At 67.5% G+C, this 18,407-nt stretch carries 29 protein-coding genes and 3 tRNA genes; 29 read left to right on the top strand and 3 right to left on the bottom strand.

Annotated elements, in window-relative coordinates:
- The first annotated feature begins 127 nt into the window (after positions 1-127).
- The 19 genes from AC0VYL_RS16510 to AC0VYL_RS16420 all read left to right on the top strand — a co-directional run bounded on the left by AC0VYL_RS16510 (position 128) and on the right by AC0VYL_RS16420 (position 8,320).
- Positions 128-484 carry a hypothetical protein gene (locus AC0VYL_RS16510; RefSeq protein ID WP_475480715.1) on the top strand — a complete coding sequence of 119 codons (357 nt, stop codon included), beginning with the start codon at positions 128-130 and terminating at the stop codon, positions 482-484.
- A gap of 124 nt (positions 485-608) precedes the next feature.
- A complete protein-coding gene (locus AC0VYL_RS16505; protein ID WP_475480714.1) occupies positions 609-800 on the top strand; it encodes a hypothetical protein in 192 nt (63 codons plus the stop codon).
- Positions 801-880: 80 nt separating this feature from the next.
- On the top strand, positions 881-1,252 hold the full coding sequence (locus AC0VYL_RS16500) for a hypothetical protein (protein ID WP_475480713.1): 372 nt from the start codon (positions 881-883) through the stop codon (positions 1,250-1,252).
- 67 nt (positions 1,253-1,319) lie between these two features.
- Positions 1,320-1,793: a hypothetical protein gene (locus AC0VYL_RS16495; protein WP_475480712.1), complete on the top strand. Its 474-nt coding sequence runs from the start codon at positions 1,320-1,322 to the stop codon at positions 1,791-1,793.
- A gap of 64 nt (positions 1,794-1,857) precedes the next feature.
- Positions 1,858-2,442: a hypothetical protein gene (locus tag AC0VYL_RS16490; RefSeq protein WP_475480711.1), complete on the top strand. Its 585-nt coding sequence runs from the start codon at positions 1,858-1,860 to the stop codon at positions 2,440-2,442.
- 216 nt (positions 2,443-2,658) lie between these two features.
- The gene (locus AC0VYL_RS16485; RefSeq protein WP_475480710.1) at positions 2,659-2,853 is read left to right on the top strand and encodes a hypothetical protein; all 195 of its coding nucleotides are present in this window, start codon (positions 2,659-2,661) and stop codon (positions 2,851-2,853) included.
- Between the two features lie 111 nt (positions 2,854-2,964).
- Positions 2,965-3,165, top strand: coding sequence for a hypothetical protein (locus AC0VYL_RS16480; RefSeq protein WP_475480709.1), 201 nt, complete (start codon positions 2,965-2,967; stop codon positions 3,163-3,165).
- 372 nt (positions 3,166-3,537) lie between these two features.
- Positions 3,538-3,711, top strand: coding sequence for a hypothetical protein (locus AC0VYL_RS16475; protein WP_475480708.1), 174 nt, complete (start codon positions 3,538-3,540; stop codon positions 3,709-3,711).
- Between the two features lie 70 nt (positions 3,712-3,781).
- Positions 3,782-4,060: a hypothetical protein gene (locus AC0VYL_RS16470; RefSeq protein ID WP_475480707.1), complete on the top strand. Its 279-nt coding sequence runs from the start codon at positions 3,782-3,784 to the stop codon at positions 4,058-4,060.
- A gap of 84 nt (positions 4,061-4,144) precedes the next feature.
- Complete coding sequence (locus AC0VYL_RS16465; RefSeq protein ID WP_475480706.1) at positions 4,145-4,816, top strand: DUF3560 domain-containing protein; 672 nt, start codon at positions 4,145-4,147, stop codon at positions 4,814-4,816.
- A gap of 100 nt (positions 4,817-4,916) precedes the next feature.
- The gene (locus AC0VYL_RS16460) at positions 4,917-5,267 is read left to right on the top strand and encodes a hypothetical protein (protein ID WP_475480705.1); all 351 of its coding nucleotides are present in this window, start codon (positions 4,917-4,919) and stop codon (positions 5,265-5,267) included.
- 68 nt (positions 5,268-5,335) lie between these two features.
- Positions 5,336-5,650, top strand: coding sequence for a hypothetical protein (locus tag AC0VYL_RS16455; protein ID WP_475480704.1), 315 nt, complete (start codon positions 5,336-5,338; stop codon positions 5,648-5,650).
- Positions 5,651-5,723: 73 nt separating this feature from the next.
- Positions 5,724-6,173, top strand: a complete 450-nt coding sequence (locus AC0VYL_RS16450) for a hypothetical protein (RefSeq protein WP_475480703.1) — start codon at positions 5,724-5,726, stop codon at positions 6,171-6,173.
- A gap of 136 nt (positions 6,174-6,309) precedes the next feature.
- Positions 6,310-6,609 (top strand): hypothetical protein, encoded by a 300-nt coding sequence (locus AC0VYL_RS16445; protein WP_475480702.1) that lies wholly within the window; start codon positions 6,310-6,312, stop codon positions 6,607-6,609.
- A gap of 115 nt (positions 6,610-6,724) precedes the next feature.
- On the top strand, positions 6,725-6,982 hold the full coding sequence (locus AC0VYL_RS16440) for a hypothetical protein (RefSeq protein ID WP_475480701.1): 258 nt from the start codon (positions 6,725-6,727) through the stop codon (positions 6,980-6,982).
- A gap of 6 nt (positions 6,983-6,988) precedes the next feature.
- A tRNA-Lys gene (locus AC0VYL_RS16435) sits at positions 6,989-7,062 on the top strand.
- 2 nt (positions 7,063-7,064) lie between these two features.
- Positions 7,065-7,138 (top strand) — tRNA-His (locus tag AC0VYL_RS16430).
- A 1-nt stretch (position 7,139) separates the two neighbouring features.
- A tRNA-Trp gene (locus tag AC0VYL_RS16425) sits at positions 7,140-7,215 on the top strand.
- Between the two features lie 205 nt (positions 7,216-7,420).
- Positions 7,421-8,320, top strand: coding sequence for a methyltransferase domain-containing protein (locus AC0VYL_RS16420; protein ID WP_475480700.1), 900 nt, complete (start codon positions 7,421-7,423; stop codon positions 8,318-8,320).
- Between the two features lie 331 nt (positions 8,321-8,651).
- On the opposite strand, the gene AC0VYL_RS16415 is transcribed toward AC0VYL_RS16420, so the two are convergent.
- On the bottom strand, positions 8,652-9,170 hold the full coding sequence (locus AC0VYL_RS16415) for an SHOCT domain-containing protein (RefSeq protein ID WP_475480699.1): 519 nt from the start codon (positions 9,168-9,170) through the stop codon (positions 8,652-8,654).
- 83 nt (positions 9,171-9,253) lie between these two features.
- Between AC0VYL_RS16415 and AC0VYL_RS16410 the strand changes: the two genes are divergently transcribed.
- The 3 genes from AC0VYL_RS16410 (at position 9,254) to AC0VYL_RS16400 (ending at position 10,246) form a co-directional block, all read left to right on the top strand.
- A complete protein-coding gene (locus tag AC0VYL_RS16410; protein ID WP_475480698.1) occupies positions 9,254-9,481 on the top strand; it encodes a hypothetical protein in 228 nt (75 codons plus the stop codon).
- Positions 9,478-9,870 carry a hypothetical protein gene (locus AC0VYL_RS16405; RefSeq protein WP_475480697.1) on the top strand — a complete coding sequence of 131 codons (393 nt, stop codon included), beginning with the start codon at positions 9,478-9,480 and terminating at the stop codon, positions 9,868-9,870. The genes AC0VYL_RS16410 and AC0VYL_RS16405 overlap by 4 nt, the downstream gene beginning before the upstream one ends.
- 85 nt (positions 9,871-9,955) lie before the next feature.
- Entirely contained in the window at positions 9,956-10,246 is a 291-nt protein-coding gene (locus AC0VYL_RS16400; RefSeq protein ID WP_475480696.1) for an Acb2/Tad1 domain-containing protein, read from the top strand.
- A gap of 60 nt (positions 10,247-10,306) precedes the next feature.
- On the opposite strand, the gene AC0VYL_RS16395 is transcribed toward AC0VYL_RS16400, so the two are convergent.
- Positions 10,307-10,510: a hypothetical protein gene (locus tag AC0VYL_RS16395; protein ID WP_475480695.1), complete on the bottom strand. Its 204-nt coding sequence runs from the start codon at positions 10,508-10,510 to the stop codon at positions 10,307-10,309.
- A gap of 774 nt (positions 10,511-11,284) precedes the next feature.
- Between AC0VYL_RS16395 and AC0VYL_RS16390 the strand changes: the two genes are divergently transcribed.
- The 4 genes from AC0VYL_RS16390 (at position 11,285) to AC0VYL_RS16375 (ending at position 14,425) form a co-directional block, all read left to right on the top strand.
- Positions 11,285-11,440: a hypothetical protein gene (locus AC0VYL_RS16390; RefSeq protein ID WP_475480694.1), complete on the top strand. Its 156-nt coding sequence runs from the start codon at positions 11,285-11,287 to the stop codon at positions 11,438-11,440.
- A 183-nt stretch (positions 11,441-11,623) separates the two neighbouring features.
- Complete coding sequence (locus AC0VYL_RS16385; protein WP_475480693.1) at positions 11,624-12,046, top strand: hypothetical protein; 423 nt, start codon at positions 11,624-11,626, stop codon at positions 12,044-12,046.
- 206 nt (positions 12,047-12,252) lie between these two features.
- A complete protein-coding gene (locus AC0VYL_RS16380; RefSeq protein ID WP_475480692.1) occupies positions 12,253-12,741 on the top strand; it encodes a phage terminase small subunit P27 family in 489 nt (162 codons plus the stop codon).
- Complete coding sequence (locus AC0VYL_RS16375; protein WP_475480691.1) at positions 12,716-14,425, top strand: terminase large subunit; 1,710 nt, start codon at positions 12,716-12,718, stop codon at positions 14,423-14,425. The genes AC0VYL_RS16380 and AC0VYL_RS16375 overlap by 26 nt, the downstream gene beginning before the upstream one ends.
- 86 nt (positions 14,426-14,511) lie before the next feature.
- Here the strand turns inward: AC0VYL_RS16375 and AC0VYL_RS16370 are convergent, their stop codons facing one another.
- Complete coding sequence (locus AC0VYL_RS16370; protein ID WP_475480690.1) at positions 14,512-15,120, bottom strand: hypothetical protein; 609 nt, start codon at positions 15,118-15,120, stop codon at positions 14,512-14,514.
- 111 nt (positions 15,121-15,231) lie between these two features.
- Here AC0VYL_RS16370 and AC0VYL_RS16365 point away from each other — a divergent pair, with 111 nt between their 5' ends.
- From AC0VYL_RS16365 to AC0VYL_RS16355, 3 genes are read left to right on the top strand one after another with little or no spacing between them, the layout of a single operon-like run.
- The gene (locus tag AC0VYL_RS16365) at positions 15,232-15,456 is read left to right on the top strand and encodes a hypothetical protein (RefSeq protein WP_475480689.1); all 225 of its coding nucleotides are present in this window, start codon (positions 15,232-15,234) and stop codon (positions 15,454-15,456) included.
- Complete coding sequence (locus AC0VYL_RS16360) at positions 15,453-17,450, top strand: phage portal protein (protein ID WP_475480688.1); 1,998 nt, start codon at positions 15,453-15,455, stop codon at positions 17,448-17,450. The genes AC0VYL_RS16365 and AC0VYL_RS16360 overlap by 4 nt, the downstream gene beginning before the upstream one ends.
- Before the next feature lie 4 nt (positions 17,451-17,454).
- Entirely contained in the window at positions 17,455-18,366 is a 912-nt protein-coding gene (locus AC0VYL_RS16355; protein WP_475480687.1) for an HK97 family phage prohead protease, read from the top strand.
- Positions 18,367-18,407 lie beyond the last annotated feature (41 nt).

Below are 18,407 nucleotides of genomic sequence, written 5' to 3'. Positions count from 1 at the left end.
TTGGGGGTGGGCCCGGGTGGGTCTGCCCCCTGTTTTGTGCGCTTGCCGGGCGACGTTAAGTCGTGCAATAATAGTCATGTCAGGGCGGGGAGGGAAGCCCCGCAGACGCCGAACCGAAAGGCCCATCATGACCAAGGACACCGTCACCGCCGCCCGCATCGCGCTGTTCCGCGTGAAGTCCGCCGCCTCCTCGGCCGCCTACCACGTCGAGGACGTCACCGGCGTTCGCATGGTCCGCGTGGACGAGGTCCACTACGGCCAGGAGGTTGGCCTCATGGCCGACGCGGCCGAGGCCATTCGGTCAATTCCGGCTGTTGAGCGGCCCGAGATCGCGGTTGAAGCCCTGGTGGCGCTGGAGGCCTGGGAGGAGGCCCTGAAGCTTTACGCGGAGGTGGATGCTGCCCCGGAGGGCATGGTGCAGGTGTGGGCGGCCGAGGAGCGCGGCGTGTCCGCGTACTTCCGGGTCAAGGCGCTGGCTGGTTAGGGGTCGGGTGGGGGAGGGGGTCGGTGAAGTTCCCTCCCCTGGCTTGCCTGGTGACGTTAGTTCGTGCGATAATAGAGACATCGCAAGGGGGAAGGGAAGCCCCCAAAGAACGAAAGGCCACACCATGACCGGCATCGAGCGCCCCACTACCAAGGGCGGCACCGAGGTTGACCACTTCGACGGCCGCGACTCCCGCCGCGCGCAGTCCAGCACCGCCGGTCTCGCCTCCACCGTCAAGACCAAGGCTCGCCGCCGCGACCGCCACAACCGCAAGCTGTTCAACCGCCTCTACCGCACCGGCCGCGCCGACTGGTAACCCCCACGGCCGCCCCCACCCGCCCCGGGGGCGGCCCCCACCCCCACCCCCACCTCAAGAACCCAGGAAGGCCCCACACCATGACCACCACCGCCACCCACGTCCCCACCATCGAAACCATCCTCAACTCGCCCCTGTGGCACCGCCGCGAAGGCGCCCGCCGCACCCACATGGCCGCCTGGGTCGACTTCCTCTGGTACCGCGCCATCCACCGGAACAACCGCACCCCCGACACCCGGGCCGCCCGCGAGAAGGCCGAGGACGCGTACTGGGAAACCATGCGGCTGACCAACCACTGTGACGGCTACGTGTGGTCCCGGCTGATCGCTCAGGGCGTGGACGTCGACCAGCTCCCCGCCGACCGTGACGAGTGCCCCCGCTGCAAGGGGGACATCCGCGAGGACTACGGATGCCCGTGCACGAACGTGACGCTCGCCCTCGAACTCGGCTGACCCCCACACCGAACACCCCGGGGGGCGGGAAGGGAAGCCCGCCCCCCACCACCAGAAAGACCTGACCGTGCCCCACACCCCTGCCGCCCGCACCGAGTACCCCCGCCCGGACTTCGTCGGACGTGACGACGAGCTGATCAACTTCGCCGAAGCCGCCCGCCGCGCCCAGATCACGACCGGCGCCCTGTCGAACTGGCGTCGCCGCCACGCCGACTTCCCGAAGGTCGCGAAGCTCGACCACTCCGGCCCCGGCCGCGCCCAGAAGTTCATCCCGGCCGACGAGTTCGACGCCTACCTTGCCCGCCACCAGGAAGGCGACCGGCCTCGCCGCCACCCGGCCGAGGTCGCCTCCCAGAACCTGCGCTACTACACCAAGCGCGTGCAGGAACTGGAGGACCGCGAGGCCGCCCTCGTGGAGGACGTGAACGCGGTCGGTCGCCCCTACGACGTGATGAAGCTGGAGAAGACCCGGGCCGCTCTCACCACGGCCCGCGCCCTCGAAAGCGAAGCCGTGGACCGGCTCACCACCCTGATCTTCTGACCCACCACCCCCGGGGGGCGCGGAAGGGAAGCCGCGCCCCCCACCCACCAGGAAGGCAACCCCCATGAACACCGAGTACGAGACCACCCGTGACGCCTACGCCCACCTCGAATACACCGAGACTTCTCACCGCCTGGCCGTCGAAGCCCTGGCCGACTTCGACCCCGAGGTGGACGACCAGGCCGAGCTGATCTGGGACCTGTACGGGTGCAGGGACCGCGCGCACCTCGCCCGCGTGGAGGCGGCCCGCCTGACCGGGTTCCTGTCCCTGGCGTGCGAGGACCACGGCACGACCCTGTCCGACGTCGTGAACCGGTTCTCCCGCCGACTCATCATGTCCGCGCCGCCCAAGCCGACCACTCCGGAGTTCTGGGGCCCCGAGGCGGGGGATGTGTGGGTGACCCGCCACGGGTGGACGTGGAAGCTGGAGGGTGACGTGATGGTGTCCCGGGACACGGGCGGGGAGTCGAGGGTCCTGCGGGTTGCCGCGTTCCGGGATGAGGACCCGGTGTTGTGGATGCGCGGGGGCGGGTTCGCTCTGTGGGTGCCGGTGCTGCGGAAGCAGCTCCCCGTGGGTGGGCGTGTGGTGGGCCCTATGGGGGGGGGGGGGGGGGGGGCGTGCGACCGTGGCGGTTCCGCCGGAGAGTGAGGTTCGGCCGGGCGTGTTCGGGGCGTGGTGGCCTTCTGGTGGGTGCCTGGAGGGGTCGCACGTTTGGGTGGTCGTGGATGGTGAGGGCCAGGGCGTGTGGGCTCCCGTGGCGTTCTTGGTGGGGTGAGAGGCCGCCTTGCACGGCGACGTTAGTTCGTGCTATAATAAACGTGTTGGGAGGGAAGCCCAACACCCGCACGAACAGAAAGACCCCACATGACCCTCGCCGCCCGCACCACCACCCTCTATGTCGCCTGCATCATCGAGCTCCTGGAGCTGGAGATCGACCTGAACGCCAACGACGGGGTCTGTGAGGACTGCGAAGACGCCCCCGCTGGCGTCTGCGGCGAGTGTGCGGCTCCCGGTGAACAGTGGGAGTACACCACCCCCGGGGGTGTGTGGGAGGTGTAGTCCTCCGGCTCGGGGTTAGCGCCCCGGGCCCACTTTGCACGGTGACGTGAAGTCATGCAATAATAGGCGCACGGCGGGAAGGGAAGCCCGCCCCAACCGAAAGGCCACACCTTGAGCACCATCGAAAAGCTCGACCGCGAAGCACTCCTCCTCGTCGCCGAGGCCGTCGAACTCTTCTTCGAAGCCACCTTCGAGTCTGTCCTGGGCGAAGGCGACGAAGGCGACTATCAGATGACCCGCCGCCGCCTCCACAACCTGTGCGGGGAGCACGGTGTGGATGTCGACGAGGCCATTTCCACCTTCGCCCCGTAGTCCCCATTCTTCGGGGGTCGGGAGGGAAGCCCGACCCCCGGTGCCCCTGAAAGGCCCGATCATGCAGCGCCTCAACTTTGGCGACCCCATCATCTATTTCGGCAGTGTCGAAGCCGCGCGCGGGACCGGCGCGTATACGGGCCCCTGTGACTGCGAGAAGTGTGTCCGGGTGGCCGCGTATGGGCTGCGGGTGGCCCGGCATCGGATTGAGACGGTTGCGGGTCCGGTGTTGCACGTGAGGTCGGTGTCGTTCATCTCGGCGGTTCGGTAGCGGGGGAACTCCACCTTGCATGGCGACGTTAGGTCATGCAATAATAGAGTCATCGGCAGGGAGGGAAGCCCCGCCGAACACCCCAACCGAAAGGCCACACCATGAAGCACCTCATCGCCGCCCTCGCCGACTACACCATGACGCAGAAGGACGCCTACCGCGGCGACGACCTCGCGTGGGACTACCTCGAACGCGACTGGGCCGAGGTGGAGCGCCACGCGCGCCCCCAGGGGCTCACAGCCCCCCAGGCCCTCCGGGCCTACCTCCGGCGGTAACCCCGCCCCGGGGCCCTTCGGGGCCCCACCCCTCCGCCCCGAACACTCCGACCAGAAAGAGAAACACCACATGAGCAACAGCTACTGGGTGACCTACCACGAGAGCCCCGAGATCAGCATCGCCGCCGTGGAAACCACCATCGCCAACCTGCACAGCCGAGGCATCTGCCCTCCCGGCCTCCGCTCGAAGGTCTTCCGACTGATCCAGAACCGGCTCGGCGCGTTTCACTGGGTCCCCGCCGGTGCCTACATCCGGGGGCGTCACGGCCTGGAGGCCCTGCCCTCCGAGCGCATTGAAGAGATCTTCATCGGGGCGTGCGAGGACATCGTCCTCCGCCGCGACCGCTGAACCCGGGTGGCCGCCAGAGTTGGCGGCCACCCGCCCCCGGCCGGGAGGGAAGCCCGGCCGCCCACAACCAGAAAGACCCACACTATGGATGACCGCACCGCCGAACGCATCGACCGGTACAGGCAGTACGCCGAGAACGCCCGAGGTCGAGCGCAGGCCGCCCGACAGTCCTCCGACGCGTACAGCGCCCGGTTTCAGGGCGGACAGCCCATCCTCAACGGCCACTCCTCCGCGCGCGGCGCGCGCCGCGACCGGGGCCGGTCCGACGCGGCCATGCGCCGCTCCATCGAGGCCGAGAAGACCGCGAAGTACTGGGACGACCGGGCCGACGCCGTCGAGCGCCGCGAGATGCAGAAACACGACCCCGGGGTGATCCAACGCCGCATCGCCCGTCTGGAGGCCGAGGAGCGACGCGCCGGGCCCGGGGGCACCGTCCGTTCGGCCGAGGTCGCCGCCCAGCTCGCGGAGAACCGCGCCGAACTCGCTGAATCCGGCGTGAAGGTGTGGGGGAAGGCCGACTTCGTCAAGGGTGACTACGTGTTCCGTGACGGCATGTGGTGGGAGATCGCGCGGGCCAACGACAAGACGGTGACGGTGGGCGCGGTGGTCGGGTACGACCACGCCCGCGCCCGGGTCGGCGGGAAGCGCGTGTACCGGTTGGGAGACAACCCGTACAGCTGGACGGACACGGTCTCCTACACGGAGGTCACGGGTCGGATGTCGGGGGAGGAGATGGCGGCCCGGTTGGGTTCGTGAGGTGTATGAGCCACCTTGCGCGTGACGTTAGTTTCTGAAACAATAGAGACATCGGGGGGAGGGAAGCCACCCGATCCACACCACCGAAAGGCCACACACCATGGACACCACCACCCTGACCACCGGCCGCCGCTACGCCATCACCTACACCACCGGAAAGCGCACCTTCGGCACCGTCCTCGCCGCAACCACCGTGGCCGGCCGCACCCACTACAAGATCGCCCGCCCCAACGGCGGCTGGGTCGCCGCCAACACCGGAAACATCGCCTCCGCCACCCCCCTCGATGACTACGCCGTAGGCGACCGGGTGAGCACCCGCCACGGTCTCGGCACCATCACCCAGGCGCCCTCCCTGATGGCCTCCGGCTGGACCGTCCGCGTCCAGCACGACACCCCGGCCACCGCGTCCGGTCACGCCCGCTACACCGTCACCGACCTCACCCCCGCCTAAACCACACACCCCGGCCGCCCCACCCATACGGGGCGGCCAACCCCCCCGGCGAACCAACGGAGCACACCATGCGCATCACCCCCACCGGCCGCATCACCGGCGACGGCTTCACCCGCGAGGCCCTCCTAACCGTCCTCGACGCCGCCGCCCCCGCGTCCGACTGCAAACTCACCCCGGACGGCCGCCCCCGCCCCGCCGTCAACGAAGAGCGCCTCCTGGCCCGGTTCGTGAGGGCTTTCAACGACGACGCGCCCACCGGATACGTCCTCAATCTCGACCGGGCGGCTATCGAGCCCGAAGGCGACCCCGACCTGTGGCAGCCCAGTCCCCGGGAGATCGAGGACCGCGTCGCCGACGCCGTCACGGACGCCTGGAATCTCTAACCCCCGGGGGCTTCGGCCCCCACCCCGGCCGGGAGGGAAGCCCGGCCACCACCCACCAGAAAGACCACCGGCCATGAGCACCCCCACCGCCGCCCGCCTCACCGCCACCACCCACCGGTGGGCAGACCGCCACCGAGCCGCCCACCTCGACCACCTCCGCCCCGTCCGCATCGCCCTGGACGTGTACCAGCAGCGCGCCGAAGCCCTCTACTGGGAGCGCCGCGCGGACACCGTCCAGCAATCCGGCCGACAGTGGGCCCGTCTGGATGAGATCCGGGTTCCGCTCGCCCTGGCCGCCCGCGCCCTGCACCGTGAAACCTGCCAGCACTGGTCCACGGCGGCCGACCTCACCGAGTTGTGGGACATGCCGCGCATGATGACGGTCCTGCCCGGCGAGGGGGTGTTGTACGACGTTGCGCGGGCCGCCGACACGGTAAAGATGTGCATCTCCGAGATGCGGGAAGCCGCCGAGTCCCACCACCACTGGGCGTGGGTGCTGTCCGACAACCTCGAACGTCCCTGAACCCCGGGCGGGTGTCGGACCCGCCCGGTACCGTCACCACCACGGGGGTCGCTCCCCCCGCCCTTATCGCCCCTCTGAGGGGTTCACCGGCCGCCCAACCCCGGGCGGCTGGCCACAACACCCCTTTGGAGGAACCATGTCTGTGACCACGGAGCCGGGCCAGTTTCCGGTCGAGGAGAACGTTCGTGTCGATGGCGAGTTCGCCGGTCGCATCCGCCGGATGAGCAGCGGCACCTACCGGGCCACGCAGGGGCAACTTGTCGTCGCTGATGGGGCTGTTCGGGCTGAGGCGGTCGGCGCGGTGGCTGCGGAGTTCCGGTCCCGGCACGCCCAGGAGAAGCAGCAGGAGAGCCTTGACTTGGCGGTCGCGCGGGATCAGGAGTCGTATCGGCGGGCTGTGGAGGCGGACGAGGCGGAGGACACCTACGACGTGTGATCGAACGCACGTTCGACAGGGTTCGGCTGATCATGTAAGGTGTATGTCAGCGGAGAAAGTATGCCCCGGCCGGGAAAACCACGGTCCGGGGCATTCGTCGTTTCAGGAGACTTTCGTGACCCCCATGGCTCTCATCCACGGCGACAAGGTCGACACGACCGACGCCGCCCGAATCCTCGGCAAGACCACCGCCGCGATCTACGTGTACGTGTCCCGAGGGGTCAAGCTCGCGTCGGGGGAACGCTTCTTCCTCCGCCCGGCCGGACGCGACCACCGGGGCCACAACCTGTACTCGCTGGCGGACCTGAGGACGATCGCTGCCGCGACCCGGGCCCGGGGCACGTCCCACAAACAGGTCCTGACCGCCGCGTAATCCCATCCCCCGCTAGCTCAGATGGGTAGAGCACCCGGCTCTTAACCGGGGCGTCGCAGGTTCGAGCCCTGCGCGGGGGACTGTGCCTGTAGCTCAACGGCAGAGCACCCGGTTGTGGGCCGGGCAACGCGGGATCGACACCCGCCAGGCACCCCACAGGCGGTTAGCTCAACGGGTAGAGCACCGGTCTCCAAAACCGGGCGTCGGGGGTTCGAGTCCTCCACCGTCTGCCACCCTGGCCCTCACTGGCCGGAGGAACCACGCCCCGGAACCTGCCTGCCCGGGAAAGTAGCGCGGGGCCGCCCACGGCAACAGGGCGAGCCCGCGCCGCGCACCACACCAACCACCGCCCGGGTAGGGGCCCAGCACGAACCCCTGCATCCCCCGGCGGTCACGGCACGGCACCACCTTGCCTCGGGCCACCCAGGAAAGGCCACCGTGACCCCGCTGTTCGACACCCCCGCCACCAAACCGGAAACGATCCACCCGTTCAGCGTTCTGCGCGCCGACGTCGGCAAATGGCAGGACCGCAAACGCGCGTGGAACGCCCTCGGGTTCAACTCCCGCGCCGGGCGCGAACACACGAAAACGTGGAACACCGCTGGCGGCGACGACGTCTCCCAGAAGCTCGGCAAGATCAGCGACGGCCTGTCCACCTTCGACCCCGTCCTAGCCGAACTCTCCTACGACTGGTACACCCCCGCCAACGGCCACATCCTCGACCCGTTCGCCGGAGGGTCTGTGCGCGGCCTCGTAGCCGGACACGGCGGATACCACTACACCGGCATCGACCTGTCCCAGAAGCAGGTCGACGCGAACCGCCCCCAGATCGACGCGTGGCACGAACGGGGCCTCATCGAGGCGGAAACCCGGGTGGAGTACATCGTGGGGGACGCCGCTGACGTCACCCCGACCCTGCCCGATGACCACTTCGACTACGTGTTCACGTGCCCGCCGTACCACAACCTTGAGGTGTACTCCGACCTGCCCGAGGACCTGTCGAACATGGCGTGGGCCGACTTCGAGGACGCGTACACGCAGATCATCACCGAAACCATCCGGGCGCTGAGACCCAACCGGTTCGCGACATGGGTGGTCGGTGAGGTGCGTGACTACCGGGGGATGGTCCGCGGGCTCGCCCCGTTGACGATCGCCGCCCATGAGTCGGTGGGGGCCCGGTTGTACAACGACGCGATCCTGATGAACACCCTCGGCACTGTACCGATGAGGATCGGGAACCAGTGGCGGGCGTCTCGGAAGATGGGGCGTCACCACCAGTACGTGTTGACGTTCGTGAAGGGCGACCCGAAGAAAGCGGCCCGCGCGGTTGCGGGCTGATCCGGGAGCCACCCAGTTCGTGCCGTGCCCTTGAGGCCGGCGCTTTTGGCCCGCACGTCCCTGTGGCGGTGGCGTGCGGGCCCCACACACTCCCGGACCTCCTTGAGAGGGCCGGGACGGGCCCGGGACAGGTAGAGGGATCTCCCTGATCCTCCGGCGGGGAACCCCGGGCCCACCTCATGCTTGCCCGACAGCCACCAGGCACACCACAACGCGCTACACGCACACCGGCCTGCGCTGCGCCTGTCGGGCACCCACACGTGCCCCTGGTTTTGATGCTCCGACGTCCCCATGGGGGTGGGCGTTGTCGAAGCTCGACCAGGGGCACCACCTACTTGCCCAGGATCTTCTCCATCTTCGCCCGCCGAGCCTCGTACTCGGCCTGGGTGATCTCACCGTCGGACAGCATCCGGCCCAACTCCGCGAACTGCTTTTCCGCGACCGCGGTGAGCTTCCCACCCGCCTGGGTGTTCTCGGACTTGTCGAGCCACGTCTGCACCGGACCACCATCCGGGTCCATGATCGCCTGCTCCAACTCCCGACCCCCGGACACCACACGGAACGTCCGCTCACCCCCCACGGTTTGCAGGGTGAGTTTCCCCCGCCCCCGGTCCACCCCGGCCACGGGCAGCATCACTGACGACGTGGACGTGCGGCCGAACATCCCGGCGGACACGAACAGCACCCGGCGGGGGGTCGCGACGATGACGCACGCCTTCCCATCGAGGTTCCCGGCCCCGGCGGCGTTCACGGTCTCGCCCGCGCCGAGCTCGGCTTCCGCGACGGCCAATGCCTTCTTGAGGCCGACGAACCCGCCTGTCCGGGTGGCGTTCTTGAGGTCTTCGCGCATGATCTGTCGCCTTTCCGGCGTTCGGGGGACTCCGTCCCTCATGATCCACCACCTCGACCCCCAGGCATGACAGGAGGCCCGTTGTGGCCAGCACAACCCGGAACCGGCTCCTTGGAACCCCGCAGGCGCAGGCCATGTTCGATGTCCAGGAGCAATGGGGGCAAGCTCTGTCCGCGTTTTCGGGCATGGTGGAGCAGGCTAGGCGAGCGGGTTTCACTAAGCGGCAGGCGCGTTCGATCGTCGCGGCCACCATCGTTCAGGAGGTCGCGACCTCGAAGTTCGTCGAGGACGACGTGGACGGTGCCGAGTGAGTACCGCGCAGACCCTCGGCCAGTACCGCAAGGACCTGACAGCAGCCGGGTTCACCCCAGCGGAAGTCTGGGCACTGCTGGGGCAAGCCGCCCCAGGCCCCACGGACACCATCACCGCGGGCCCGCCGAGCGGCCCCGGCCCCGCCTCGTTGCGCATCCTCGTCCTCGCTGGTGATCACCAGGAGGGGGAGCAGTGGGTGAGCGACCAGGTTCGTCTCGATCGGGTTGATTCCCCGGACTGGTTCCTGGTGCTCGCTGCCGACGCGGGCGTGTTGCACGGCCTGGAAGGGCCGATTGCGGTTGTGAAGCTGCCCGGGTTCTACCGGCTGCCGTTGAAGAAGCGGGCGGCGTGGGATGACGCGTTCAGCATCGCCGCCGCCAACGTGTAACGGAATGTAGTTGCAACCCCCGGGATGGCGCTGACCTTCCGGGGTTTTCGTCTACCCACAGTCACCGAACCCCCTTGGAGGTCCCGTGAGCCCCGCAGACATCGACCACCGGTACAAGTACCACCCCTCCAACACCCCCACCGCGATCAACGCCCACCAAACAGTCCGAGGTGGCGCGCTCGCGTTCGCGCACCTGATCAACACCCACGTCCCGGACGGCCCGGACAAGGAGTTGGCCCTCAACGCCCTGGACGACGTCCTGTTCCGGTCGAACGCCGGGATCGCCCGCACCGGACGCCCGCACCCGGGGACCTGCCGGTGCAACCCCCACATCCGCACCAAGGGCCGGGGGATGGACGAAACCAACGACGGCTGACACCCGGGGCATGAAGAAGCCCGGGGCCGTCAAGACGACTCCGGGCCATTAACGTGCTGGTTAGGACATCTTGCCGACCAGCTTCGTGACCGCATCCGCGTTCGGGGCGGCCTGCCCGGTCACCAAGGCGTAGGCCGCCGCAACGTTCCTGGCGGCCTCCGTGTTATAGGGGTACTTGCTCTCGGTGTTCTCCGCAGCCGTCTTGATCAGTGACAGGACAGCGTCACGAGCCTGCGTTTCGAGGTCCTTCGTGTTCTCAGTCATGCCAGTGACGGTAGCTGTCCCCTGCGACATTTCGAGCTTGACGTAACCCCCATAAGCGCCCTCAAGAGTTCGAGTGACTGTGAAGGCAGAGCCCCACCGGCCCAGCGGCGTTCGTACACCGCTAAGACCGATGTCAACACGTAAGCGATCAGGGCGGGGATTCCGCATCCCCCTCTTGCAGCGCACCCCCCGGCGGAGTTGCCCCGCCAAGAAGACTCCTCCGCTGAGTCTGTGCCAACGCCTTGAACTTGGCGCGCTCCACCCAGGCGTCCAGCAAGAGACTCAGCACGTCGCGCGCGGCTTTGCGGCGAGCGGCCTGCTTTGACCAAACCGCAGGTAGGGCTACGCCGAAGAAGATCGCCAAGAAGACGGCCGCGACGATGAGGAGGGGGACGAGTGCTAGCAAACCTGATGGACTCATATAGCGGCCACCTCATGCCCGCTGGGTCCGTGAGGTGCGCGCTAGGGAACACACCTTGTGTGCTCCGTGACGGTGGCGCCGTCTCCATCATTGTAGCCCATTGCTATTCACCGTCTAGGGGTCTGGTGACTTCTCGCCCGAAGCAGCCGTGTAAGACCCCTGGGTGTCGGGGGAAGGCCCGCCCGGGGAAAGCCACCTGCACCGGGTGCCGTACCCGATCGAACCGGGACCTTCGCCAACGCCGGGGCCACTCCACCGCCCAGGGGTACGGGCGCGGCCACCGGCAACGGTTCCGGCCCGGAGTGCTGGCGCGTGACCGGATCTGCCGGGTGTGCCGGAAGGCCGAGGCGACGGTGGCGGATCACCACCCGCTCGACCGCAAGACCCTGGTGGCGATGGGGTTGGACGCGGACAACCCGGAGTACGGGCGTGGCCTGTGCGAACCCTGCCACAACCGGTACACCGCCGGTACGAACCCGGGGGGCTGGTACGGGGGAGCCCCCTGGTAGACCCCCCACCCCACGGGTACCCCACCCCCACCCGGGGGAAGGGGCACCCCACACCCACCCCGGAGGGGAGGACCCGTGCGCCACCCCTGCCCCACACCCGGATGCCCCACCACCACCCCCACCCCACGAACTCGCTGCCCCCGATGCGAACACCGCACCGGCAAAGCCCACAAGGTGACGCTGGTGTGCGGCCCACCCACCGCAGGCAAGAACACCTGGGTCACCACCCACGCCCGATCGGGTGACCTCATCGTGGACCTCGACGCCCTGTACACCGCGGTCAACGCCAACCCCACACGCGGCCACCACGACCAACCCCCAGCGCTGGCCCCGTTCGCCCTCGACGCCCGTGACGCCATCATCAACCGGCTCCTCCACGGCGACCACAACGTCCGCGCCGCCTGGATCATCCACTCCGCACCGCGAGCCCAGACGCGAGCCGAATGGAAACGTCGAGGCGCGAACATCGTGATGATCACCGCGCACCAGGACACACTCACCCGCAGGGCCCACACCCAACGCCCACCACAGTGGACCGACCACATCACGGACTGGCACAACCGGTACACACCCGGCCACATCGACCAGGTAGTCACCACCGGGTAGCCACCCCACCGAACCCACCCGAACCCCGCCCGAGACCAGAACACCACAAAACCCCAGGTCAAAGCCCGAACCCAACCCGCCCCACCACAAGGGGTAGGGGGGTCCAAATCGCTGTGACCTGGGCAAATGCCGGGCGCGCGGGTGACTCTCCGTCAACGCCGACGAGTTTCCCGAAAAATATCCGGCCCGGGGGGGAGGCAACCCCTGTGGGCAAACGAGGCACCCGCCAGAAACCCTCCGCACTGAAAGTCCTGGAAGGCACCCGCCAGGACCGCATCAACCACTCTGAACCCCTCCCAGGGCAAGACGACATCGTCGCCCCCCACTGGCTCGTCGAACTCGACAACCTGTCCGGAGACGACAACCGGGAAACCGCCCTCGACGTGTGGAACCGGCTCACCCCCGACCTCCACCGCAAAGGCGTCCTCACCCCATGGGACGTCGACGCGTTCGCTGTGTGGTGCGACGCCGTCATCCGCCACCGCGAAGCCGTCGAAGAGATCACCCAGCACGGCGTCATGGTCGTCGGCCAGAAGGGCGAGCGGGTCAAGAACCCGGCCGTGCAGATCGCCCGCGACTACGCCGACACCATGACCCGCATCGGCGCCCGCTTCGGCCTGACCCCCTCCGACAGGGCGGACCTCAAGATCGAACGGGAGGCACCGACCGGTGGAGCAGACCGCTACCTCGCCTGAACTCCCGCTCTGCTCCTGGACCCACGACGACCTCACCTGCGACGAACAAGGCGCCCACTTCTGTGTCCCGCGCGCGAACCACGCCCAAGGGTTCATCGAAGAGGTCCTGGTGCACACGAAGGGCGTCTACGCCCGCAAGCCGTTCGTGCTGACCCCGTGGCAGCGCGACGACATCATCCGACCGCTGTTCGGGAACGTCCGATGGTCCGACGAGTACCAGGACTACGTCCGCCTGTACTCCACCGCGTGGATCGAGCTCGGCCGCAAGAACGGCAAGTCCGAGATCCAGGCCGCGATGATGCTCTACCTCCTCGTCGCTGACGGCGAGGAGGAAGCCGAGCTGTACGGGTGCGCCCGCGACCGCGACCAGGCCTCCCTGGTGTTCAACGTCGCCAAGCGCATGGTCCAGCTGTCCCCGGTGCTCTCGCGCCGGTTGCAGGTCAAGGACGCCAACAAACGCATCGTGGACCCGAAGACCGCCAGCTTCTACCAGGTGATCGCCGCCGACGCGGCCGGAGCCCTGGGCTACAACCCGCACGGGGTAGCGGCCGACGAGATCCTGGCGTGGCGCAAGCGGGACCTGTGGGACGCCATGGAGACCGGTATGGGTTCGGGGGCCCGCCGCCAGCCGTTGATGATCGCGGCGACGACCGCGGGCAACGACCCCGCGTCGTTCGCGGCGAACATGCACAACGAGATGCAGAGGATCTTCGACATGCCCGACCGGTCGCCGCACACGTTCGTGTACCTGCGCAACACCCCGGAGGAAGCGGACCCGTGGGACGAGGCGACGTGGGAGATCGCGAACCCCGCTTTGGGGGACTTCCTGTCGGTGGAGAAGTTCCGGCAGGCCGCTTCGGATGCGAGGCATGATCCGGCGAAGGAGAACGCGTTCCGCCAGTTCAGGTTGAACCAGTGGGTTCGTCAGGCCACCCGTTGGATGCCGATGCACCTGTACGGGGAGAACCCGGGCCAGGTGTGGACCCACCCGGACGAGGTCCGTGAGGAGTTGGCGGGCCGGGAGGCCTACGGCGGGTTCGACCTGTCCGCGAAGTTCGACCTGACCGCCTGGTGTGTGCTCCTACCCCCGGTGGAGAAGGGCGGCCCGGTCGACGTGCTGTGGCGGTTCTGGCTCCCCGAAGAGGCGTTGCAGAAGCTGGACGAGGACAACGACGGCGCGTTCACCCGGTGGGCTGAACAGGGCTGGTTGACCATCACCGAGGGCAACATCATCGACTACGACCGGGTGTACGACGACATCGGCGCGGACGGGGAGCACTTCGTGTTCCGGTCCGTGCACGCCGATGAGTGGTCGATGTGGCCGGTCATCAACAAGGTCGGTGAGCTCACCGGCCTCGATGTCGATGAGGGCGAGATCGTCGCGTACAAGAACACCTACGACCGGATGACGCCGGGCCTGAACGAGGTCATGGGGTTAGTGAAGACTCGCCGGTTCAACCACCACGGCAACCCGGTCGCTGCGTTCTGCTTCGATTCGGTGGAGGTGCGCCGTGCCCCGTACAACCCCGACTTGATCCGGCCGGACAAGCCGGAGCGGGACAAGTCGGGGAAGCGAATTGATGGGGTTCCGGTGGCGGCCATGGCTGCTTCGGCTTGGCTGCTCGATGACGATGATGATGACGGCGGTTCCGCTTACGAAAACCGCGGTATCACCGTCGCCTAGGCGACAGTCTAGTTGCAATAAGGACGCCGTATACGGACTACCAGCGGCCAGTCCGACCAGGCGGATGCTATTTGACCCACTGTTATCTATTCGTCTGCAAGTTGTTCTCGCTCTTCGGGTGGTGTTTGGTTGATCTTATAGAAGCTGGAAATATTATGAGTCGCGATTGTTTCCGGCTTCTGGTTGGCGTACCATACGTCGTACTCGGTTTCTATCAGTGGGAGGTGCTCTATGATCGAAAGCTCACCTGAAGATATGAACTCCATTACGATTGTTCCGTTGGGCTTGAACAAAGTGGGATAAATGTTTGCGCATAGGTGCCCCGGAGACGCGGTGCTGTCTTCGATGTGGATGGGGGTTGAGGCGCCAAGGCATGCCAGGTGCCTGGAAATGAGGTGAATGTTGATGGGGGCGTTATTGTCGAAGGATGAGCTGGGGATGTCCTTTGTTCCAGAGTTGGTGATTTTTATGGAGGCAAAGTAGGGGTTGGAAATCGGGATGCCTTGGTGGGAGACCTGGATCGGGTATTGAGCACCTGAGAGTGTCGATGGGTTGAGGGGGATGTTTCGGATCAAGATTTCGATTTTCGCTTTTGTGGTATTTGCCTCCCAGGCCTTGAATGCATAATATGCACCAACGGTGCCTGCGATTCCTGCTCCAAGCGAAATCCAGTTCTGGGCAATCCAGTCGAACATGCATTCCTCATTGTAGGAAGATGGGCTTAGCGGTGCAGTGATGATAGCCGATCTTCAGTTTGGCTGCTAGGGCGTTCGTGATTTCGGATCCGTTTCAACTCAAGAAAGGTGGTGTCCGTCGTGTTCCCGTGGCTCCGGTTGCTGCTCCGCCGTGAGGTCGTCATCAACCTGTATGACGGCACCGGATTCCGGGGGGTCCTTTATCGGAAGGCCGGGCCCCTGGTGGAACTCCGTAACGTTGAACGGTTGGAATCCGACCTCACCATCACTCCGTGCGACGGCGCGGTCGTCATCGAACGCTCACAGATCCAGTTCTGGCAGGTGATCCGCCCGTGAGTCTCATCGTGTCCGGCGGCCAGCTGGAACAGGTGCGGGAGCACAGCGGGTACACGCTCCCCGCTGCGATCCAGCTCGGGAACACGTGGGTGGAGCACGGGCGGATCTTCGAGGCCCAACCGCAGGTGCAGACCGTTGTCACGTTCCTGGCCCGCAACATCGCCTCTCTCACCCTGCACGCCTACGAACGCCGGTCCGACGTCGACCGTGCCCGCCTCACCAACCACCCGCTCCCGAAGCTCCTCCGCACCCCGCTCCCCGGCCGGAAACTCACCCGCTACCAGCTGTTCTTCCGGATCGTCGCCGACCGCGCCATCTACGACGACGCGTTCGTGGCCAAGATCCGTGACGAGAATGGTCGGGTCATCGGACTACTACCGGTGCCGCGCCCGTGGGTCACCACCGATGGTGGGTCGTGGATCGAACCCGGCGAGTACATCGTGGCGGGGACGGTCCGGGTTCCGGCGGAGGACATGATCCACCTGCACGGGTACGCAGTCGACTCGCTGTGGCACGGCACGTCTCCGATGTCGGCGCTGCGGAACATCCTGCTGGAGGAGTACGAGGCGAACCGGCACCGGCAGCAGATGTGGAAGAACGGTGCCCGCACGTCGGGGTTCATCCAGCGGCCCGCCCCGAAGAACGGGCGGGACTGGTCGGAGGAGGCTCGCACCCGGTTCCAGCGCGAGTTCCGTGACCTGTACACGGGTGACGGCGCTGACGCCGGGGGTGTGCCCGTCCTAGAGGACGGCATGACCTACGTCCCCGCCGGGCTGGACCCGCGCGCGGCCCAGTACATCGAGGCGCGGAAGCTGACCCGGGAAGAGGTCGCCGCCGCGTACCACATCCCGCCCCCTCTGGTCGGCATCCTCGACCACGCCACGTTCAGCAACATCCGTGAGCAGCACAAACAGCTGTACCAGGACACGTTGGGTCCATGGCTGGTCGACATCGACGAGTCTTTGGAGATCCAACTCGTCCCCGAACTCGCGGACCCGGACCTCGTGTACCTGGAGTTCGACATCCGGTCGAAGCTCAATGGCAGTTTCGAGGAGCGCGCGGCCGGTGCTTCCGCTGCGGTGGGTGGCCCGTGGATGACCGTGAACGAACAACGCGCCCTGGACAACCTGTCCGCGATCGAGGGCGGCGACGAGCTGATCACCCCGCTGAACGTCATCAAGGGCGGGCAGGCGAACCCACGCGACTCCGCACCGCCGCCGGACCCGGCCAAGGCGCTGCCCTCAGCCACGAAGGCCCGCACCATCCACGTCAAGACCGCCCCGCCCGAGAACGCGGTGGAGCACGTCGAAGTCGAACTGTCCAGGTACTTCGCCCGCCAGGCCCGCTCTTTGGGGTCGCTGCTGGGTGCTGCGAAGACCAGCGGAGTCCTGACGAAGAACGCGGCCGACGTCGTGAACTGGGACCGGTGGGAGACAGAACTCGCTCTCCTCCTCGAAACCCTCAACACCGGGGTAGCCGCACAGACGGCGCGCGCCGCCCTGGAGGACATGGGCGCCGACCCGGCCGACTACGACCCGGCCGACACCGCCGAATGGTTGGCCGCGAACGCCCAAGGGCAGGCCGAGGCCGCCACGGAGACGTCCCGCGAGCAGGTCACCGAAGCCCTCGACGCAGATGATCCGGCCGAGGCGTTGAAGCACCTGTTCACGATCTGGGCTGCGTCCCGGGCCGCCGAGCTGGCCGCCCGCCAGTCCCTGCACGTCGCGGGCTACACCAGCGTGAAGGAAGCCCGGAAGGTATTCGGGTCCTCCGCCCGGAAGACGTGGCGCACCACCGCCAACAACTCCCGCGCCTCCCACGCCCGCCTGAACGGCCAGACCGTACCGATCGACAGCCGATTCGCGAACGGCGCCCGGTGGCCCGGCGACAGCATCCTGCCTGCCCGCGAGTCCGCGAAGTGCAAATGCATGCTCTCCATCACCGGCACCCCGCAAACCGACGACGACCCCGGCGGCACGCCGGATGAGGAGTAACCACATGATGCGCACCAAGAGCGTGCCCGTCCAGATCAAGGCCGCCGGGGAGCACGAGGGCACCGATGCCGGGGTGTTCGAGGCGATCGTGGCCGCGTACAACCTTGACTCCGGGGGCGACAAGATCACCCCCGGCGCGTTCACGAAGACGTTGGCGGAGTGGACCCTGAAGGGTGACCCGCTCCCGGTGATCTGGTCGCACAACTGGTCCGACCCGGACGCCCACATCGGTGTGGTGGAGGACGCCAAGGAGACAGAGGACGGCCTGTGGATCAAGGCCCGCCTGGACCTGGACGAGCCCAAGGCCGCGAAGGTGTACAAGCTGCTGAAGGGCCGCCGCGTCACCCAGTTCTCGTTCGGCTACGAGATCCCGCCGGGCGGCGGTGAGTGGGTCGACGGCAAGTCCGACGAGGAACCCGGCCATTACGCGCTCAACGAGATCAAGCTGTTCGAGGTCGGGCCGTGCCTGGTTGGCATGAACCAGGCCACGAGCCTCGGCACCGTCAAGGCCGCGGAGACCGGTCTGACGGAGGAGCGGGTCCGCAGCATCGTCGCGGAGGTCCTGGCCGCGAAGTCCGGCAGCCCCGGAGATGACGCGGCCCCGGGGGGCCCCGGCCTCGACCCGGGGGCCCCGGACGAACCCGCCCCGGAACCCGACCCGACCCCCGCCCCGGCCGAACCCGACCCCGAAACCACACCAGAGCCCGAGTGGCAGACCATCGCGTCCACCGTCGCCGCGCTCACCGACCAGGTCAAGACGCTCTCCGACTGGCTCAGCCAGCAGCCCGCTCCGGAACCGGCCCCGGTCGCCACCGACGACACCCCCGAGGGTAAGTCGGACGCGCCCGAACCCCCGGCTCCGGACCCGCTGCGCGCCCAGCTCGCCGCCCTGAACGCCGACCTGGCCTCCCTGTAACCCACACCAACCCCAACAGCACCTGTAGGCCACACCAGCCC

This window comes from Nocardiopsis sp. iso_238 (assembly GCF_056173325.1).
Note: the sequence above shows the minus strand (reverse complement) of the source record. Positions and strands in the feature narration are given on the sequence as shown.

Excerpts from the sequence above, each read along its gene's own strand:
- AC0VYL_RS16510 (WP_475480715.1), top strand. The coding sequence starts at position 128 with ATGACCAAGGACACCGTCACCGCCGCCCGCATCGCGCTGTTCCGCGTG.
- AC0VYL_RS16505 (WP_475480714.1), top strand. The coding sequence starts at position 609 with ATGACCGGCATCGAGCGCCCCACTACCAAGGGCGGCACCGAGGTTGAC.
- AC0VYL_RS16500 (WP_475480713.1), top strand. The coding sequence starts at position 881 with ATGACCACCACCGCCACCCACGTCCCCACCATCGAAACCATCCTCAAC.
- AC0VYL_RS16490 (WP_475480711.1), top strand. The coding sequence starts at position 1,858 with ATGAACACCGAGTACGAGACCACCCGTGACGCCTACGCCCACCTCGAA.
- AC0VYL_RS16485 (WP_475480710.1), top strand. The coding sequence starts at position 2,659 with ATGACCCTCGCCGCCCGCACCACCACCCTCTATGTCGCCTGCATCATC.
- AC0VYL_RS16475 (WP_475480708.1), top strand. The coding sequence starts at position 3,538 with ATGAAGCACCTCATCGCCGCCCTCGCCGACTACACCATGACGCAGAAG.
- AC0VYL_RS16470 (WP_475480707.1), top strand. The coding sequence starts at position 3,782 with ATGAGCAACAGCTACTGGGTGACCTACCACGAGAGCCCCGAGATCAGC.
- AC0VYL_RS16465 (WP_475480706.1), top strand. The coding sequence starts at position 4,145 with ATGGATGACCGCACCGCCGAACGCATCGACCGGTACAGGCAGTACGCC.
- AC0VYL_RS16460 (WP_475480705.1), top strand. The coding sequence starts at position 4,917 with ATGGACACCACCACCCTGACCACCGGCCGCCGCTACGCCATCACCTAC.
- AC0VYL_RS16455 (WP_475480704.1), top strand. The coding sequence starts at position 5,336 with ATGCGCATCACCCCCACCGGCCGCATCACCGGCGACGGCTTCACCCGC.
- AC0VYL_RS16450 (WP_475480703.1), top strand. The coding sequence starts at position 5,724 with ATGAGCACCCCCACCGCCGCCCGCCTCACCGCCACCACCCACCGGTGG.
- AC0VYL_RS16445 (WP_475480702.1), top strand. The coding sequence starts at position 6,310 with ATGTCTGTGACCACGGAGCCGGGCCAGTTTCCGGTCGAGGAGAACGTT.
- AC0VYL_RS16415 (WP_475480699.1), bottom strand. The coding sequence starts at position 9,170 with ATGCGCGAAGACCTCAAGAACGCCACCCGGACAGGCGGGTTCGTCGGC.
- AC0VYL_RS16395 (WP_475480695.1), bottom strand. The coding sequence starts at position 10,510 with ATGACTGAGAACACGAAGGACCTCGAAACGCAGGCTCGTGACGCTGTC.
- AC0VYL_RS16370 (WP_475480690.1), bottom strand. The coding sequence starts at position 15,120 with ATGTTCGACTGGATTGCCCAGAACTGGATTTCGCTTGGAGCAGGAATC.
- AC0VYL_RS16355 (WP_475480687.1), top strand. The coding sequence starts at position 17,455 with ATGATGCGCACCAAGAGCGTGCCCGTCCAGATCAAGGCCGCCGGGGAG.